The 17,701-nt window shown below is 42.1% G+C and carries 17 protein-coding genes; 1 reads left to right on the forward strand and 16 read right to left on the reverse strand.

Annotation, left to right across the window (positions count from 1 at the left end; translation table 11 throughout):
* Positions 1-52: 52 nt before the first annotated feature.
* Positions 53-1,504, reverse strand: coding sequence for an IMP dehydrogenase (guaB, locus tag HGJ98_RS14610; protein ID WP_291352142.1), 1,452 nt, complete (start codon positions 1,502-1,504; stop codon positions 53-55).
* A 140-nt stretch (positions 1,505-1,644) separates the two neighbouring features.
* Here guaB and HGJ98_RS14615 point away from each other — a divergent pair, with 140 nt between their 5' ends.
* Positions 1,645-2,145 carry an HD domain-containing protein gene (locus tag HGJ98_RS14615; RefSeq protein WP_291352143.1) on the forward strand — a complete coding sequence of 167 codons (501 nt, stop codon included), beginning with the start codon at positions 1,645-1,647 and terminating at the stop codon, positions 2,143-2,145.
* 139 nt (positions 2,146-2,284) lie between these two features.
* Here HGJ98_RS14615 and HGJ98_RS14620 read toward each other — a convergent pair whose 3' ends face one another.
* The 15 genes from HGJ98_RS14620 to rimO form a co-directional block, all read right to left on the reverse strand.
* Positions 2,285-2,542, reverse strand: a complete 258-nt coding sequence (locus HGJ98_RS14620) for a translation initiation factor 2 (protein ID WP_291352144.1) — start codon at positions 2,540-2,542, stop codon at positions 2,285-2,287.
* A gap of 102 nt (positions 2,543-2,644) precedes the next feature.
* Complete coding sequence (locus tag HGJ98_RS14625) at positions 2,645-3,484, reverse strand: PHP domain-containing protein (RefSeq protein WP_291352145.1); 840 nt, start codon at positions 3,482-3,484, stop codon at positions 2,645-2,647.
* Between the two features lie 34 nt (positions 3,485-3,518).
* Positions 3,519-4,472 carry a dipeptidase gene (locus HGJ98_RS14630; protein ID WP_291352146.1) on the reverse strand — a complete coding sequence of 318 codons (954 nt, stop codon included), beginning with the start codon at positions 4,470-4,472 and terminating at the stop codon, positions 3,519-3,521.
* A gap of 111 nt (positions 4,473-4,583) precedes the next feature.
* On the reverse strand, positions 4,584-4,844 hold the full coding sequence (locus tag HGJ98_RS14635) for a stage V sporulation protein S (RefSeq protein ID WP_291352147.1): 261 nt from the start codon (positions 4,842-4,844) through the stop codon (positions 4,584-4,586).
* 111 nt (positions 4,845-4,955) lie between these two features.
* Positions 4,956-5,741, reverse strand: a complete 786-nt coding sequence (locus HGJ98_RS14640) for a TIGR00282 family metallophosphoesterase (protein WP_291352148.1) — start codon at positions 5,739-5,741, stop codon at positions 4,956-4,958.
* Between the two features lie 145 nt (positions 5,742-5,886).
* Entirely contained in the window at positions 5,887-6,516 is a 630-nt protein-coding gene (locus tag HGJ98_RS14645) for a hypothetical protein (protein ID WP_291352149.1), read from the reverse strand.
* 112 nt (positions 6,517-6,628) lie between these two features.
* Entirely contained in the window at positions 6,629-8,176 is a 1,548-nt protein-coding gene (gene rny / locus HGJ98_RS14650; protein ID WP_291352150.1) for a ribonuclease Y, read from the reverse strand.
* A 342-nt stretch (positions 8,177-8,518) separates the two neighbouring features.
* Complete coding sequence (locus HGJ98_RS14655; RefSeq protein ID WP_291352151.1) at positions 8,519-9,049, reverse strand: regulatory protein RecX; 531 nt, start codon at positions 9,047-9,049, stop codon at positions 8,519-8,521.
* A complete protein-coding gene (gene recA, locus HGJ98_RS14660; protein ID WP_291352152.1) occupies positions 9,027-10,067 on the reverse strand; it encodes a recombinase RecA in 1,041 nt (346 codons plus the stop codon). The genes HGJ98_RS14655 and recA overlap by 23 nt, the downstream gene beginning before the upstream one ends.
* 276 nt (positions 10,068-10,343) lie before the next feature.
* The gene (locus HGJ98_RS14665) at positions 10,344-11,960 is read right to left on the reverse strand and encodes a DEAD/DEAH box helicase (RefSeq protein ID WP_291352153.1); all 1,617 of its coding nucleotides are present in this window, start codon (positions 11,958-11,960) and stop codon (positions 10,344-10,346) included.
* 17 nt (positions 11,961-11,977) lie between these two features.
* Positions 11,978-13,228, reverse strand: a complete 1,251-nt coding sequence (locus HGJ98_RS14670) for a competence/damage-inducible protein A (RefSeq protein WP_291352154.1) — start codon at positions 13,226-13,228, stop codon at positions 11,978-11,980.
* A gap of 205 nt (positions 13,229-13,433) precedes the next feature.
* Positions 13,434-14,903 carry an AAA family ATPase gene (locus tag HGJ98_RS14675; RefSeq protein WP_291352155.1) on the reverse strand — a complete coding sequence of 490 codons (1,470 nt, stop codon included), beginning with the start codon at positions 14,901-14,903 and terminating at the stop codon, positions 13,434-13,436.
* Between the two features lie 20 nt (positions 14,904-14,923).
* Positions 14,924-15,448 carry a hypothetical protein gene (locus HGJ98_RS14680; RefSeq protein WP_291352156.1) on the reverse strand — a complete coding sequence of 175 codons (525 nt, stop codon included), beginning with the start codon at positions 15,446-15,448 and terminating at the stop codon, positions 14,924-14,926.
* Between the two features lie 336 nt (positions 15,449-15,784).
* Positions 15,785-16,342: a CDP-diacylglycerol--glycerol-3-phosphate 3-phosphatidyltransferase gene (pgsA, locus tag HGJ98_RS14685; RefSeq protein WP_291352157.1), complete on the reverse strand. Its 558-nt coding sequence runs from the start codon at positions 16,340-16,342 to the stop codon at positions 15,785-15,787.
* Positions 16,339-17,670 (reverse strand): 30S ribosomal protein S12 methylthiotransferase RimO, encoded by a 1,332-nt coding sequence (rimO, locus tag HGJ98_RS14690; RefSeq protein WP_291352158.1) that lies wholly within the window; start codon positions 17,668-17,670, stop codon positions 16,339-16,341. The genes pgsA and rimO overlap by 4 nt, the downstream gene beginning before the upstream one ends.
* Positions 17,671-17,701: the final 31 nt, after the last annotated feature.

Genomic DNA, 17,701 nt, shown 5'->3' on the forward strand with positions numbered 1-17,701 from the left:
GAAGAAGTTGAACTACTTTATACTAAGCCAGTTTTTTATATGAATTATGATATTAGCTATAGTTTGGTGCTTCCTTCGTTATTGTTACATCATGAGGATGACTTTCTCTAAGTCCTGCAGCAGTGATACGAATGAAATGAGTTTTAGTTCGAAGTGCCTCAATGTCAGCAGTTCCGCAATACCCCATCCCTGCTCGCAGTCCCCCGATCATTTGATAGATCGTCTCCGAAACTGGTCCTTTATACGGAACCCGACCTTCAATTCCCTCGGGGACAAGCTTTTGATCCTTTTCTTGGAAATAGCGATCTCGGCTTCCTTCTTTCATGGCGCCAATGGATCCCATTCCCCTGTATACTTTGAAGCTTCGTCCCTGATAAATTTCTAAATCTCCTGGACTCTCTTCTGTTCCAGCGAAAAGACTTCCAATCATCACGATACGAGCTCCAGCTGCTATAGCCTTTACGATATCACCCGAAAACTTAATCCCTCCATCGGCAATCACCGGAATTCCATATTTTTCTGCTTCTTCAGCACAATCCATTACCGCCGTGATTTGAGGAACCCCTATCCCTGCTACAACTCGCGTAGTACAAATAGATCCCGGTCCAATTCCTACCTTAATGCCATCAGCACCCGCTTCGATCAGGTCACGTGTTGCTTCTGCTGTTGCAACATTACCTGCAATGACCTGAGTCTCTGGAAAGCGGTCTTTTAAGACTCTAACCATCTCGATAACCCCTTTGGAGTGTCCATGTGCAGTATCAAGGACAATAACGTCAACACGGGCTTTAACCAATGCTTCTGCACGTTGTAATGTATCTGAAGTAACCCCAACAGCAGCCCCTACTACCAAACGTCCGCTTTCATCACGAGCTGAATTAGGATATTGACGTGCTTTTTCAATATCTTTAATAGTGATAAGGCCTTTAAGCATACCATCAGAATCTACGATGGGCAGCTTTTCGATCTTATGTTGACCTAGTATTTCTTGAGCGTGGTCAAGGGTTGTTCCTATAGGAGCTGTTATCAAATTGGTCTTTGTCATAACTTCCGAGATTAGACGATCAAAATTTTTCTCAAAACGCAAATCCCTATTTGTCAATATGCCGACCAGTTTTCCCTCAACCGTAATTGGAACTCCTGAGATACGGTAACGTTCCATCAGTTTTAGGGCTTGCATAATAGTGTCAGTAGGATTTAAAAAGATAGGATCCGTGATAACGCCATGTTCTGAGCGCTTAACTTTATCAACTTCTAAAGCTTGTTGCTTAATGCTCATATTTTTATGAATAATCCCTATTCCGCCCTCCCGAGCAATGGAGATAGCCATCCGGGAATCAGTCACTGTGTCCATACCAGCACTCATAAGGGGAATATTAAGTTTAATCTTTTTCGTTAAATAAGTGCTGACATCCACATCCCGGGGTAATACCTCGGATTTAGCCGGAACAATGAGAACATCATCAAAGGTTAGTGCCGCTTCATTGATTATACGATTGGACATGATTAGCTCCCTTCCCAATAGTTTTCTAATTAGTATATCAGAAATATGATAAAAAAAACATGTTGCATGCTAAATAATCATTCTCCCGGCTTGTAAAAAACAATTTCTCTAATTATGATAAGGAAGAGGGGGGGCAGAACATGTTCTACCGTGTACATCAATTCCTTCGAGCTATCTTTCCTCACGTTGATCCTTCTGAGATCAATTGGGCGTTGAATCATTTATCCCCTGAGGCTTCTGAACTTTTTCTTCAGCAATCCCTGCCAGAACAACGACATTCTATCGATGTGGCAAAGACAATTATAAAAACAAAAGTCCCGTTAGCGTTTGATGATTTTCAAAATCTGATGACTGCTGCACTTCTTCATGATTGTGGAAAGTCCTTCATATCCCTCCGAATCTGGCAACGGGTGTATATTGTCCTTGTCCATAAAATGCCTCAATTGTTATGGCCTTACTTCAAAAGGGGGCACTCAATTTTTGCTGTTTCCTTGAAAATTGATGCAAGTCATGCTTTATGGGGTGGGTCTTTAGCTGAAAAAGCAGGATTAAATCCCATGGTATGTCTCTTGATCCGCGAACATCATACTCCTACTACGGATTTGGGCCGTATCTTAGAACAAGCGGATAATATAAATTAGGGGCAATTCATGAATTGCCCCTACTATCTTTGCTGCTTAAGCACTCTGCTCAGGGAAAAATAGATTTCTATACAAATATAGTACCAAATACTGGAATGCAGGTCTAATATAAGGAAGCATGAGTCACCCATTGGATGACTCATGCTTTTTGGACGGATGATTCCATTTTGTCTTGTAGTTCCACGATTTCCCTGTTCTTAGAAAATATCCATTTTGCAAAACGCTTGTTATCTCGTTGTAAGCGAACGTTTTCCTTTTCGAGACTACGAACTAACGCTACCTTTTCTCGTTCAACCTTCTCTAATAAATTCATGAGTACTCGACGGCTTACTCTTAAATGTTCGACACGTTGCTCTAATTCTCCAACACGAGCCCTAAGTAACTTTATTTCGTCCATTGAATTCAATCATTACGCCCCCTCGGCTCTATCAATAATAATAGTCTATGCCGGGAAAACGCATTTTAAACCCAAAAAAAGAAAAACTCCAAACCTTCTTAGTTAATTGGACTTTGCTAATTCCTTGATTTCCTGAAGAACCCTGAGTGACACCCCCCAGCGTCCAAGCTCCACTCCAGGTTTACAGGCTTCTCCATGAAAGTCCGAACCTCCTGTCATGAGTAAATTATAGTGCTCAGCAAGAGCCTTGTATCTAGTTACATCCTGAGCTTTGTGTTCTGAATGTAATACTTCGATCCCTTTAAGACCCGCTTCGACCCAGGCGGGAATCCCTTCCTCAAGGCGTTGCATCCCAGGATGGGCAAGCACCGGTACACCCTTCGCTTTTCGGATTAGCTCAATCCCTTCTTCGGGAGTTAATTTAAAGCGTGGAACATAAGCCGGCGCACCAACGCCTAGGTAACGCTCAAAACCTTCCTGAATGTCTCGAATATAACCCTTTTCCATTAGTGCTTGAGCTATATGCGGACGACCGATGGAATCTCCTTGAGCATATTTTCGAATAGCTTCCTCAGAAATGTCAACCTCTTGGTTTCTCAAACGTTCTAGGATTTTCAGCATTCGTCGTTGACGAGCCTCCCCTAAGTTTCTTAATTTATCCTTAAGATAGTTAGATGAGCTATCAAGCTCGTAGCCAAGGATATGTACCTCTTTTCCTAACCAATCAGTACTGAGCTCGATTCCTTTTAGGAGTTGTAGTTTGTAGTGGGCGGCAGCTTCCTCGGCCTCATTCCATCCCTTAATTGTGTCGTGGTCTGTAATTCCTAAGCCTTTTAAGCCCAACTCTGCTGCTAAACGAACAAGTTCCGCTGGGGACAATGATCCGTCGGAGGCAGTCGTATGACAATGTAAGTCTACTTCATATAAAGCTACTACCTGCACGTTATAACCTCATTTCTACTGTTATCTACGTCATCTATTTTAGCACGTCCGAGAGTAAACGCATAAAATTACCCCCTGCAATCAATTCAACTTCTTTAACAGAAAACCCAGCTTTTGATAAATCGTCCATTAGATAGGAATACTCCCCAACATGTTCCAGTCCCCCAGGGACTTCACTTATTCCGTCAAAATCTGAACCTAAACCCACCGTCTCCACTCCGGCTATTTCAGCAATATGACAAATATGACGAACAACATCTTCCCGCGTTGCAGGGCCGGATTCTTTTAAAAACTGTGGATAAAAGTTGACCCCTACAACCCCTTTATGCTTCGCTAAAGTACGCAGTTGTTCATCCGATAAATTTCTTGGATGATTACACAAAGCCTTAGCACAAGAATGAGTTGCTGCGACAGGAGCCTTTGATAAATCTAAGACGTGCCAAAACCCTTCTTCATTAAGATGTGACACATCAATAAGCATTCCTAGTGTATTCATACGCAGAACAACCTCTTGCCCTAAATTGGTTAACCTACTTCGGGTATCTGCCTCGCCGACACCATCAGCCAATGCATTCCGTTGATTCCAAGTAAGGCCCAAAGCTCGCACTCCCAGTTGATAGATTATGTCTAACATGAAGAGGTTTTGACCTAGAATTTCTCCTCCCTCGACACTTAACAAGATACCTATACGTCCGGGGTCCGGGATCCGTTTAAGATCTTGCTTACCTATAACTAGAAATACTTGCTCTGGATGATCAGTCAGCAATCTAAGTGCTCCTTCAATTAGTTGTAAGCCCCGTGCTGTGGCCATAAATGGTTTATACTCTGCCTCGATATAAGCTGCTAGAAACTGAAGAGCTACTCCTGCCGACCTTGCGCGAGGCGTATCCCATTGCCCTCCTTCTGTGGGATCTTGCAATGTCCTTTCACCATTCACAAAATGAATTAAACTATCACAATGTCCGTCAATAATATAGGGATATTTCATAAGGTAAAAACCTCCTTTCTGATACATTTGGAAAATACTTGAAATTATAATAAACACCTGCCTACTCTAAGTATAGAGCAGACAGGTGATTTATTATTGTATCAATAATTTTTAACGTGACTGAATTATTAATTTAATAGCTGTTCTTTCTTCTCCCTCAATCATTACATCAGTAAAGGCCGGAATGCAAACAAGATCCACTCCACTTGGAGCCACAAAACCACGAGCAATAGCGACTGCTTTTACAGCTTGGTTTAGAGCACCAGCTCCAATAGCTTGCAGCTCAGCACCGCCTTTTTCACGAAGTACCCCCGCTAAAGCTCCTGCAACCGCATTCGGGCTTGATTTTGCTGAGACTTTTAATACTTCCATAATACATCCTCCTGCTCGAATTCATTTACAAGTATTACCACAACTTAGAATATATGTATTCGAGAACGAGCAGACAAAATCCTCTATTTATAGGAAGAATTTTCAGATTTTTTAAGCGTCGGTTAATAATTGAATCGCTTCGATTTTTTGTGCTTTTCCTGTATCTTCATCAATATCTATAACGACAGCATTCATTTGAATTGGACCACCTGCTAACTCAAATTTCGCAGGGAGTTGAGTTAAAAAGCGATTGATGATTATTTCCTTTTTCACTCCCAAAACAGAGTCTCTTGGTCCAGTCATGCCCACATCCGTTATATATGCTGTACCCTGACTAAGCAAGCGAGCATCCGCTGTCTGAATATGTGTATGGGTGCCCAGAACTGCACTGACCTTCCCATCAAGAAACCAGCCCAAAGCAACTTTTTCCGAAGTAGCCTCGGCATGGAAATCTACAATTATAATGGGAGTTTCTTGTTTAAGCTGATTAATCCAGCGTATTGCTCCACTAAAGGGGTCCTCAAGAGGTGGTAAAAATACTCGTCCTGAAAGATTAAGCACGCCAATTTTTTTACCCATGGCACGTATAAATCCGTAACCCTGCCCTGGTGCTCCAACAGGGTAATTAGCAGGTCTAATAAGTCTTGGTTCACGATCAATAAAATTCATTATCTCTTTATTGTCCCAAACATGATTTCCCATTGTCATAAACTGAATTCCGTTATTATATAGTTCATCAGCAATATCTTTAGTTATTCCTTTTCCAGCAGCAGCATTTTCACCATTTGCGATGGTTACATCGATTTTGTGTTCTTCTTGTACAGATTTTAAAAACAGCTTAACTGCCTCTCTTCCCGGCTTCCCTACAATATCTCCAATAAAAAGTACGCGTAACAAATAAATAACTCCCTCCAATACCCGAACTAATTCATAGTTATAGGATACCAATATTTCGTTAAGATAATCAGAAAACTTACACTTCATAACCTTGATCTATAAGTAAACACCCACTTCAAGTGAGGTGTCATCTAGAATAGAGCAACTAGGTTTTAAAGACTAATACCTTATCATCTTCTCGCAAAGCAACAACATTCTTCTTCACATCGATGGTCTGAATGGAAGACAGCATTTGAGTTATCATTTCTTCCTGATAGATTTGTTCATCTTGGGGCAAATATATTTGATCATAGATCAAATGGTGTTTATAGGCTCCCTTTAAGAGTTCAACAATGAGTCCAACTTCTCGCTGACTCATACTATCAACATCACGGGTTATCGTAATCACACTAACGCCTTCTTCGCTCCGGCTGGCAATATCAAAAACTCGCATTCTTTGCCCTTCGAGTTGATGAAAAATCTCTAAAGCAGGTTTCAGGAGTTCATGGAGAGTGGTGTCATCTTGGGCTTGATTAACCATAAACTTAAACTTAAGCGCATGTTCCTCACGCCAATATTGAACCGATCCTACTTCCGTATATCTCGTCAAGATTGAGGTGAGTAAACCAACTCCATCTTGTAAACGCCCTCCATCTTTATATTGTAAATTACTTAACATTCCTGTTTTCAGCCCTCTCTGTCCGCTTTTAGCACCCACTTCAAGTATGTAGGTATTTCTGATCCATCGTTCTGAACCAGTTTCAAACAATGTCTTATCTTGCATAGTATTCGGCATTGGGCATCGAACTCCTGCTCAAACCTTCCAAAATTGAATTGGTCATTTATGGATAGCAAAAAAATCAGGCGACCCAATGGATCGCCTGATTTCAACATTTTACTATTAATAATTATTTCGCGAAGTCAACTGCCCGAGTCTCACGGATAACGACAACCTTGATTTGTCCTGGATACTCAAGTTCTTCTTCAATCCGCTTACTAATCTCACGGGCAACGCGAGGAGCGAGCACATCGTCAATTTTATCGGGTTTAACGATGATACGAACTTCCCGTCCAGCCTGAATAGCAAAACATTTTTCAACTCCTTCAAAACTCTCAGCAATTTCTTCGAGTTTTTGTAGGCGTTTAATATACGTTTCGAGAGTTTCTCTACGCGCCCCTGGTCGAGCCGCAGAAACCGCATCAGCCGCAGCAACAAGTACCGCAACAATGGTTTTAGGCTCTACATCGTTATGATGTGCTTCAATGGCATGGGTAACATCACTAGATTCCTTGTACTTTCTTGCCAAATCGACTCCGATTTGCACGTGAGTCCCTTCCATATCATGATCAACGGCCTTACCGATATCATGCAACAAACCTGCCCGTTTAGCAAGCTGGATATCTACACCTAACTCAGCAGCCATTAATCCTGCTAAATGAGATACTTCCGTTGAGTGTTTCAAGACATTTTGTCCATAACTGGTTCTGAATTTTAGTCGACCAAGCAAACGAATCAACTCGGGATGCAATCCATGCACACCAGTTTCAAAGGTCGCTTGTTCTCCTTCCTCCCGAATCTTTTGATCGACTTCTTTCTGAGCTTTTTCCACCATCTCTTCAATTCTTGCTGGGTGAATTCGTCCGTCAGCAATGAGTTTTTCTAAAGCAATACGCGCAACCTCGCGACGGATAGGATCAAAACCTGATAATATGACAGCTTCAGGAGTATCATCAATAATAAGATCAATCCCTGTCAGGGTTTCCAAAGTACGGATATTACGCCCCTCACGACCGATAATCCGTCCTTTCATTTCATCGCTTGGCAATGCAACAACAGATACAGTTGTTTCTGCTACATGATCCGCTGCGCATCGCTGTATCGCTAAGGCAATAATATTCTTTGCCCTTTTCTCCGCTTCTTCTTTGGCACGAGTCTCAATTTCCTTAATCAGAATTGCAGATTCATAACGAACGTCTTCTTCAACACGTTTAAGTAGCAATTGTTTGGCCTCTTCTGAGGTCATACCCGATAAACGTTCTAATTCAGCTTGCTCCTTGCCAACGATCTGATTCAACTCTTCTTTTAGATGTTCTACTTCGTTTTCTTTACGGTGCAAGTTTTCCTCTTTACGTTCCAATGACTCAATTTTACGATCTAAGCTCTCTTCTTTTTGAAGCAAGCGTCGTTCAAGCCGTTGGAGTTCATTACGCCGTTCCCGAGTTTCCTTTTCTACTTCATTGCGAATATGCATGACTTCTTCTTTAGCCGCAACTACAGATTCTCTTTTCTTGCTTTCAGCTGCAGAATGGGCATTCTCAACGATCCGTTTTGCTTCTTCTTCTGCTGATCCAATACTCTTTTCAGCTGTATTCTTGCGAAAAAGCCAACCTGCTAAGACACCTAGACCTAATCCCACTAATACGGAAATTAACCCGGTAATAACTAGTTCCATCATTACGTCTACACACCTCCTTTTTTTAAACTTTTAATCTTTTATTATTTTACATAAAAAAAACTGGTTCCAAAACCAGTCACTCTAAGCATAACCTTTAAAACAGGTTGTTTTCCCTGTTTCCTACAACTCTCGCTCGCTAGTCAAAAAACCCATATTTTAGCTAACTACAACGAAATCTATAAGAAAACCTTTAAAGGTTAAATCTTAACAGAGACAGGTCTCTGTTAAGATTTTAATATCATTTGCAACCAATGTCAAGCTTGTCCTAAATGAGTGAATTCTATACACTTAACTATGCCTCTTAAGTGAGCTTATTCAACTAAAGTGTACAACCATACCATTCTATTCGCCCTGGTTGTCCTGAATATGTGAAAGTACATTTCGTACCATATCCGAGGGATACCCACGTTGAATTAGCTTGCGAGCAATTTTTTGCTGAAGCCATAGTTCACGGGGTATCGTTTTCTTTGTCTTCTCAACGTCGATCTTATGCTCCCAACGCTTAGCTTCTTGTACCCACCAACGTTCTGCGAGGGTTAGGCATTGCTCGAACTCTTCATCACTTGAATAGTTTTGTCCTAAGGCTTGTTCGATTAATTCAGGTTCTAATCCACGATTATGCATATCTTGTTGAACCCGTCGCCGAGAGTAACGCTTAAGACGGCTTTTGGAATACATTACAGCAAGTTCTTGGTCATTAAGATAACCCCATTCCCGGAGTTTTTCCAACACAGCATTTATCTCCAAGCTTTCATACCCTTTTTCTTTAAGACGGGTCTCTAATTCATAATGGGTTAGAGCTCGACGGGATAAACAATCTAGCGCGACTTCCTTAGCGGTTCTGCGGGGTTTAGAACTCGTCAAGGGTACCATCTTCCTCAGCTGTTGTTGTGGCAGCTACAGGGACCAAGTTGGCACGGATTCGTTGTTCTACTTCAAATGCTACCTCTGGATGTTGCTTGAGGTATTCTTTAACATTTTCGCGCCCCTGCCCTAAGCGCTCTCCATTATAGGAATACCAAGCTCCCGATTTGGCGATGACCTCAAACTCTGTACCTATGTCGACAAGACTTCCTTCTCGTGAAATACCTTCTCCGTACATAATATCAAAATCAGCTATTTTAAACGGTGGCGCAACTTTATTCTTAACAACTTTGACCCGGGTTTTATTTCCCATAACATCCTGCCCTTGTTTAATGGCCTCTTGGCGACGTATCTCCATTCTAATTGAGGCGTAGAACTTCAAAGCACGCCCACCCGTGGTTGTCTCTGGATTACCAAACATAACCCCAATTTTTTCTCTAATTTGATTGATGAAAATTACACATGTATTGCTTTTACTGATGGATCCGGTCAACTTACGTAAGGCTTGAGACATTAGACGAGCATGCAAACCAACATGATTGTCTCCCATTTCCCCTTCTATCTCGGCTCGGGGAACTAAGGCTGCTACGGAGTCGACGACAACCACATCCACCGCGGCACTGCGCACAAGGGCTTCACAAATTTCCAGCCCTTGTTCTCCTGTATCCGGCTGTGCAACAAGCAAGTCATCGATATTAACCCCTAATGCTTTGGCATAAACAGGATCCAGGGCATGCTCTGCGTCGATAAAGGCCGCTGCTCCGCCCAATTTTTGAGCTTCAGCAATGATATGTAGTGCTACCGTTGTTTTTCCTGAAGATTCTGGTCCATAAATTTCGATGACCCGTCCCCTGGGCACCCCTCCAACCCCCAAGGCAAGGTCTATCGCCAAAGATCCCGTAGGGATGACATCAATCATCCTATCCGTGGAAGATTCCCCAAGTTTCATAATTGACCCTTTACCGAACTGCTTTTCAATCTGAGCAAGTGCGATATCAAGTGCTTTTAGCTTATTCGTTTCGGCCATTCTATTCCCTCCTCATCCTTGGTCATGACTCATCAAATAGTTCATTCTTCAGCAAAACATCTGTTCGGTTCTTATTATAGATGTACGCCTCAATACTTGTCAATTTGTTTATTATCTGCCGACAGCATAACAAATTATCTGACAATTTAGTAGATTAACAAAGAAATCGAGTAGGGGCAATTCATGAATTGCCCCTACAATGCCTTGTACTTAGAACTCTGTTATGTTCAAAAAGCTAACCCAGTTAGGATTAGCTTTGAACCGCTTATAAATCTATTAAAAGCCAGAGTTTTCACGTGCCTTTGCTGGTTCGACACTCACCTTGCGTCCTTTAATCATTGTTTGATGCATACAACTCTGAACTCTAGAAGCATATTTTTCAGGAATCTCAACAAACGTAAACTTATCATAAATATTTATCATTCCAATACTGTTTCCAGAAATTCCACTTTGATCTGCAATCCAACGGATAATATCCTGAGGACGGATTTGTTGAACTCTCCCGATATTGATAAAAAAGCGAACCATACCTGCTGCTGCTCCGGTGTTTCCAAAAAGACGTTCATCCGAATTTTTATCATCGAGTTCTTCGACATTCGCTCCCTCAATGGCATACTTCAAGGCCGCAGCTGCTACTTCTATGGAATCATATTCCTGAAGTAATTCTCCGACAATTGCTCGATAACTACCTAAGTGATTACTTTGCATTAGTTTAATGAGTTGGTTTTTAAGGTTTTCTGCTTGTCGCTCACTTATGTCGGCCAGGGACGGAAGCTCTTGTCGTCGGATTCTTGTTTTAATCAGATTTTCAATTAAGCGAAGTTGTCGGTATTCCTTTGGAGAAATCAAGGTTATAGCCTGCCCTTTACGACCAACACGCCCGGTTCGCCCGATCCGATGCACGTATGATACCGGATCCTGAGGGATATCGAAGTTAACAACATGGGTAACGTTATTAATATCCAAGCCTCGTGCCGCAACATCCGTGGCTACCAACAATTCAGATTTCCCATCTCTGAACCGTTTCATGACTCGGTCCCGTTGTTGCTGGCTTAAATCTCCATGTAAAGCATCAGCAAAATATCCCCGAGCTTCAAGGGCCACTACCAGCTCATCCACTCCACGTTTTGTACGACAAAAAATTATCCCTTGTCCGATATCCTCCATATCAATAATTCTGCCTAAAGCATCTACTTTTATACTTTCTCGAGTCTCATAGAAAACCTGTTCAATCAACGGAACAGTTAATTCATCCCGGCTGACCGTTACAGAGCGTGGAGAATTCATATAAGTCTGAGCTAATCTTCGAATTCCCGGGGGCATAGTTGCTGAGAAGAGCAAAACTTGCCGTCCCTCAGCAGGGACCTCCCTTAGCAAACTCTCGATGTCATCAATAAAGCCCATGTCCAGCATTTCGTCTGCTTCGTCGAGAACCACCGTTTTCACATGTTGTAAACGAAGTGTCCCTCGATTCAAATGGTCTAGTAATCGTCCAGGAGTACCAACCACGACTTGATATCCCATCCTTAAGGCTCTGATCTGCCGATCAATGGGCTGGCCCCCATAAATCGGCAGTGGTTTAACATGTTTATGCTTTCCAATTTTTGATATTTCTTCCGACACCTGGATTGCCAGTTCACGTGTAGGTGTAACTATAAGCGCCTGTACCGCTTGGAATTTAGAATTGACCTTTTCTGTAACTGGAATTCCAAATGCAGCTGTTTTACCAGTTCCTGTCTGAGCCTGACCGATTAGATCAACACCGTGAAGAGCAACCGGAATTGCTTCTCTTTGAATCGGTGAAGGCTCTTCAAACCCCATTTCCGATAGTGCTTGTAAGAGTGGTTTACTTAACTGTATATCTCCAAAGGTTTTTAAGCGTTCAACCATCACCTAGTTGTAATCTCCTTTCACTGTTTACATAGGAGGCGGAGGCGTACCTCATTGAGGGCAGCTTGAACGGTTAGCTGACGAACAGACTCCCGTTCACCGTAGAACTGAAATTTCTGGGCATGAACACCCTTAGATGTTGCAAAACCAATATAAACCAGTCCTACTGGCTTTTCATCACTACCTCCATCCGGCCCAGCTATTCCCGTGGTTGAGATAGCCAGATTTGATCCTGTCTTAGAACGAATTCCTTCTGCCATTTCCTTGGCAACCTCTTCACTCACTGCCCCAAAAGCTTTAAGGCTTTCTTCACTCACCCCCAGAATACCTCTTTTTAAGGAATTAGAATAACTCACAACTCCACCTAGATAGAACCTAGAACTCCCCGGTTCCTGTGTAAACGCAGCACCGAGAAGACCCCCAGTACAGGACTCAGCAGTTGAAATAGTCAGATTCTGACTATTTAGCGCTTGCCCGACAATGCCGACCATAGTTTCCTGATCACGACCAAATACCTTGTTTCCTAAGCGGCGACGAATTTCTTCTTCAACCTCGTCCAAAGCTTTCAAAGCCTCACCAGATGTTATTTTCGTACTTCTTGCTACTAAGCGAATGTGCATCTCAGCCCGTTTAGCTAGCAAAGCCAAGGTAAGGTTCGGAAGATCCATTAATTCATCGAGAACTTTCTCAAGGGCTGATTCTCCGATTCCAAAGACTTTTATAACTCGCTCATTCATCCGTTCGGCATTGGGTCCGACAATCCGTGCTAATTCCGGCCAGACATAATTATTGAACATGGGTTCCATTTCAAACGGAGGACCTGGCAATATGATAACGGTCTTACCGCCTTTTTCAATAATAGCACCTGGAGCTGTCCCTATAGGGTTAGGTAAAATTTTTGAGCCTTCAGGAAAAAAAGCCTGTTTCTCATTACTAGAAGGCATAGGAGCTTTTCGGCGGTCAAAGAACTGTTTAATCTGCTCTAAACTAACAGAATCCTTCTCCATCTTCAAATCCAAAACTTTAGCAACCAGTTCCTTCGTCAAATCATCTGCAGTAGGGCCTAATCCTCCCGTTGTAATCAGTAAATCAGACCGCTCTATTGCTTTGTGCAGAACCTGTTCTAAACGTTGGGAATTGTCCCCTACCGTTGTATGATAATCTACCTCAATGCCTAGAGACGACAGTTTTCCTGTCAAATAATGAGTACTCGTATTGAGGGTTTCTCCAAGTAATAACTCAGTCCCAGTTGAGACAATTTCAGCCTTCATATAGTTTATCACTCTCCTATAGTCAACGCAAATACGTAGTTTAATGTTCGATATTCGTAGTTTCTCACTACATACCGAACCTTAAACTACGATCTTGTTCATGATTAATTATTTCTGATCTAACTGGAAAATATCCTTCTTTTTCTAACAAACTATTAAATTGTAAGCCCCCCTATAGTAGATTAATACCATAGGAGGGCAACGTTTAGGCTACTGTTTTTAAATGTGACCGCAACATCTCACCACTGAGAGTCTCCTCTACTTCAAGAATCTGGGTAATTCCTAATAAGGATTGCCTATTTTCCTTAATAATCTTCATCGTTCGTTCTTCAAGTTCTGCTAAAATTTCTTTGGTCACTGGCTCGCGTTGCTCAGCATTCAAGCGAGAGACATCCGTTACTCCTAAAGGTGACATTCCTGCGAGAAGCATCGTTTCAACGAGGTTTAAGGCTTGTTCATAATCACCTGCAGCACCGGTACTTCTAGTGCCAAGTATCTGTTCTTCTGCAAGTGCTCCCGCTAGGGCTACCATAATCTGTTCTTCTAGCATTGCCTGTGTATAAAGATACAAATCATCCTTTGGGTAATGCCGAACGTATCCAAGAGCGTTTCCTCGTGAACGGATAGAAACCTGAGAAACCGAGTTCGGACGAACTGTCTCAGCAAGCATTGCATGTCCACTTTCATGGATAGCAATACGACGCAATTCTTCTTTCGTTGGCTTCCTGTCAAGTTTTTCCCCTAGCATCACTTTCTCGACGGCTTCATGTAGATGATGCTCACTAATCTCATTAGCCTCCTCACGCAAAGCTAGAATAGCTGCTTCATTTGTCACACTCTCTAAGTGAGCACCTGAAAACCCAAAGGTTTCATGGGCAATTTCCTCTAAGCGTACATTCTCTGCCAGGGGCTTATTTTTAGTGTGTATTTTTAGAATAGCTAAACGACCTTCTTTATCTGGAAGATCAACTTTAACTTGTCGATCAAATCGCCCTGGACGAAGTATGGCTGGATCTAAGGCTTCCGGGCGGTTGGTTGCTGCCATAACCAGAATGTGAGCGCCTTTATCTGCTTTCAGCCCATCCATTTCGATAAGTAGTTGATTTAACGTTTGATCATATTCATGGTGGGAAACATTACTTCCACGCTTCGCCCCCAAAATATCCATTTCATCAATAAAGATAATTGCACTCGTCTTCTTTTCCTTACGCACCATTTCTCGTGCTCTGCGAAACAAGCCTCGCACACGTTCAGCTCCCACACCGGCGTACATTTCTACAAATTCACTCCCTGATACCGAGAGGAAAGCTGAGTTTGTATATCTTGCTGCCGCTTTAGCTAATAAGGTTTTCCCAGTCCCTGTCGGACCAGACAATAGGATTCCCTTTAGCGGACGAATTCCTAAAGCTTTCATACGATCAGAATAGATCAGAAAGTCCAGAGCTTCCTGTAGTTCTTTTTTAGCAACACTCTGGCCTCCAATGTCCTCAAATTCAACCCCCGTGGTGCTTATGGCCACCCCATTACCGGTTTTTAAGATTTGACGGGATATAACAAATTTCCAAACCAAAAAGGCTGTTACAAGAAGTAAACCGACGGGGAATACGTTATATCCCAAAACTGCTAAAAAGGCGAAAACTCCTATACCTACACCTATCAATATGTCAATTTTCATACGCACGTTCCCCCTCTCATTTAGATATCACTCTTTTCAGTCGGTAAAAATTTGTTCTGTCCATTGCGTTCGATTACTTCAATCAGTTGGGCTTGTCCCTGATTAAGAATCACATAAATAGCATCGTTATCCATTTCTAATTCTAGTTGAACCCCTTCTTTTTCAGCCTGCAGTCTCACATTTTGAGCCATTTCTGTAAAATTTCCAAGTACTATACCTTCTTGTAAGGCAAATTGAATTTGGCCAAATAGTTTCTCAAGAGAGCCATTTCTTCGGTCCTGGAATCTAATGGGTGCATTATCTGATAATTCTTTAAGTGTTTGACTAGCTTGACGAAGGTTGGTCAGATTATCTGTCACCACAATCATCTCTTGCAGGCTATTGTTATTCACAACTTTAGCAGAAACGACACCTGGAATTTGCTGACTCTTACTCAAAATAGATACATCAACCCAGGTTTTCTGATAGACAACCTTGCCTCCTATTAACCCTCCAAAAATCAGAAAACCGACTAGACTGATCAGCAGTATTCGGCGATTTGTCATTACATCTTCCTCCATTTGCTACACTTCATGCTATACCGACATTATAGCACGTTGTATATCAGACAGAAAAAATAACTTATAGCCAAATAAGGAAAATTTAAGTAACCTTAGAAATCCAGAAAATTAACTGGTGACAGTTATACTTTCTACCCCGAAAATAAGTTTAAGTTAATGTCTTTTCATTCATCAGTGGTGTGGCGTATCGGCATGTACAAAAAATAAGTACCCTTCCCTAAGAGAAAGGCACCCATTTTCTAGTTTATTAACAACTAAAGTCGAAAGCCACGTATCCTTCTTTAGCGTTACAAGTTCATCTTAAGAGTTGAATTCGCTCAGTTACTTTCGTAATAATTTCCTTGATTTAATCAGATAATCAAAACCTGATATAACTGTGAAAAACAGGGCTATGTATAATAGTGGTTGACCAATGTATATACCAATCAGTGAAAGAGGCCAATCATTCAGTAGTATTGCAGAAATTGCAATGACTTGAGTGGTTGTTTTAATTTTACCAAGTTTACTAGCACTAATAACTACTCTATCTACTGCCGCAATGGCTCGTAGCCCCGTTACCGCAAACTCTCTGGCCAAGATAATCCAAGCAATCCATGCTGTCACTTCTCCAAGTTGTACTAAGGAGATGAGAGCAGCAGAGACTAAAAGTTTATCAGCTAAAGGGTCCATAAACTTGCCCAAGTTCGTAACTTGATTCCGCTTGCGAGCAATATAGCCATCCAAGCCATCTGTAGCAGCGGCTAGGATAAAGATCACGGCCGCAACTAAGTCTTGATGGGGAAACAGTGTATAACCTTTAGGGACCTTTAGCAATAAAAAGGTCATAAACACCGGTATTAAAATAATCCGGGCCAGAGTTAAACGATTGGGTAAATTCACGAGATAACCACTCCCATTAAATCGTAGATATCCGCTTCCGTAATGCGAACTCTAATCATATCTCCGACATGAAGTGAGGTCTGAGTATCAGGGATATAGACCTGCCCATCTATTTCAGGAGCATCTCCTTCTGTTCGGCCCATCCACCGCCCGTCTGGCAGCTTCATCTCAAGCAGCACAGTCACTACTTGACCAACCCATCGCTGTTGCCTTTGCCGAGAAATCTCTTGTTGAATCTGCATAATCTGATCTCTGCGCTGTTCGCGCACTTCTGGAGGAACCTGATCTTCCCGTTGACCGGCTGGTGTATTCTCCTCCTGAGAATAGGCAAACACTCCCAGTCTATCAAACTGGACACGTTGAATAAAATCGACCATCGTTTGAAATTCTTGTTCAGTTTCTCCTGGGAAACCAGTGATCATGGTTGTTCGAAGGGTTATATTCGGAATTGCTTTACGCAACTTTCCAATGAGAGTTTCCGCTTGTTCTATGGTTCCGCGTCGGTTCATATCTTTTAGAATCTTATTGTCCGCATGTTGTAACGGCAAATCAATGTATTTGCAGACTTTAGGTTCCTGTCGCATGGTTTCAATCAATTCATCTGTAAAGCGTTCCGGATAGCAATACATTAAGCGAATCCATTCAATCCCCTCAATTTGAGCGAGCTTGCGAATCAGTTGAGGAAGGCGGAACTCCTTATAAAGATCTTGCCCATAGCGCGTGGTGTCTTGCCCCATAACGAGGATTTCCTTAACTCCTTGAGCAGCCATCTCCTGTACTTCGTGTATCACTGATTCTTCCGTGCGACTACGAAAACGCCCACGGACATGAGGAATGACGCAATAGGTACAATAATTATCACAGCCCTCGGCAACCTTTACATAGGCTAAATAATCCGGCGTGGATCTCCTTCTAGGCATCTGCTCATTATGGAGGAAATCTGGTGTCCCTTGTTTTATCAAGGAGGTGCGTGATCCTTCAGCGGTCTGTACCAATTGCGTGATTTCATCAATATTTCCCGTTCCAAGTACACCATCTAATTCAGGAATGTCCTGCATTAATTCAGAACCGTAGCGTTGAGCTAAACAACCTGTCGCAATCAAAGTCTGGCAAGTGCCAGATTTCTTTAAACTTGCCATTTCAAAGATTGTTTCAATCGATTCTTCCTTGGCAGACTGAATAAACGTACAAGTATTGACAATTATAACATCTGCTTCTTCTGGGTTTTCAATAAATATGTGATTTTGGGCCAGTAATCCTGACATTACTTCGCTGTCCACTTGATTTTTTGGACAACCCAAAGTGACAACTGCAACTTTCTTCCTCAACGTTACACCTCATATCAATGGTTTACCTTTA

The organism is Desulfosporosinus sp., from assembly GCF_014237355.1.
In the GTDB taxonomy this organism is placed as follows: Bacteria; Bacillota; Desulfitobacteriia; order Desulfitobacteriales; family Desulfitobacteriaceae; genus Desulfosporosinus.

Coding starts and splice junctions, on each gene's coding strand:
- guaB (WP_291352142.1), bottom strand. CDS start 1,504: ATGTCCAATCGTATAATCAATGAAGCGGCACTAACCTTTGATGATGTT.
- HGJ98_RS14615 (WP_291352143.1), top strand. CDS start 1,645: ATGTTCTACCGTGTACATCAATTCCTTCGAGCTATCTTTCCTCACGTT.
- HGJ98_RS14620 (WP_291352144.1), bottom strand. CDS start 2,542: ATGGACGAAATAAAGTTACTTAGGGCTCGTGTTGGAGAATTAGAGCAA.
- HGJ98_RS14630 (WP_291352146.1), bottom strand. CDS start 4,472: ATGAAATATCCCTATATTATTGACGGACATTGTGATAGTTTAATTCAT.
- HGJ98_RS14635 (WP_291352147.1), bottom strand. CDS start 4,844: ATGGAAGTATTAAAAGTCTCAGCAAAATCAAGCCCGAATGCGGTTGCA.
- HGJ98_RS14645 (WP_291352149.1), bottom strand. CDS start 6,516: ATGCCGAATACTATGCAAGATAAGACATTGTTTGAAACTGGTTCAGAA.
- rny (WP_291352150.1), bottom strand. CDS start 8,176: ATGATGGAACTAGTTATTACCGGGTTAATTTCCGTATTAGTGGGATTA.
- HGJ98_RS14655 (WP_291352151.1), bottom strand. CDS start 9,049: ATGGTACCCTTGACGAGTTCTAAACCCCGCAGAACCGCTAAGGAAGTC.
- recA (WP_291352152.1), bottom strand. CDS start 10,067: ATGGCCGAAACGAATAAGCTAAAAGCACTTGATATCGCACTTGCTCAG.
- HGJ98_RS14670 (WP_291352154.1), bottom strand. CDS start 13,228: ATGAAGGCTGAAATTGTCTCAACTGGGACTGAGTTATTACTTGGAGAA.
- HGJ98_RS14675 (WP_291352155.1), bottom strand. CDS start 14,903: ATGAAAATTGACATATTGATAGGTGTAGGTATAGGAGTTTTCGCCTTT.
- HGJ98_RS14680 (WP_291352156.1), bottom strand. CDS start 15,448: ATGACAAATCGCCGAATACTGCTGATCAGTCTAGTCGGTTTTCTGATT.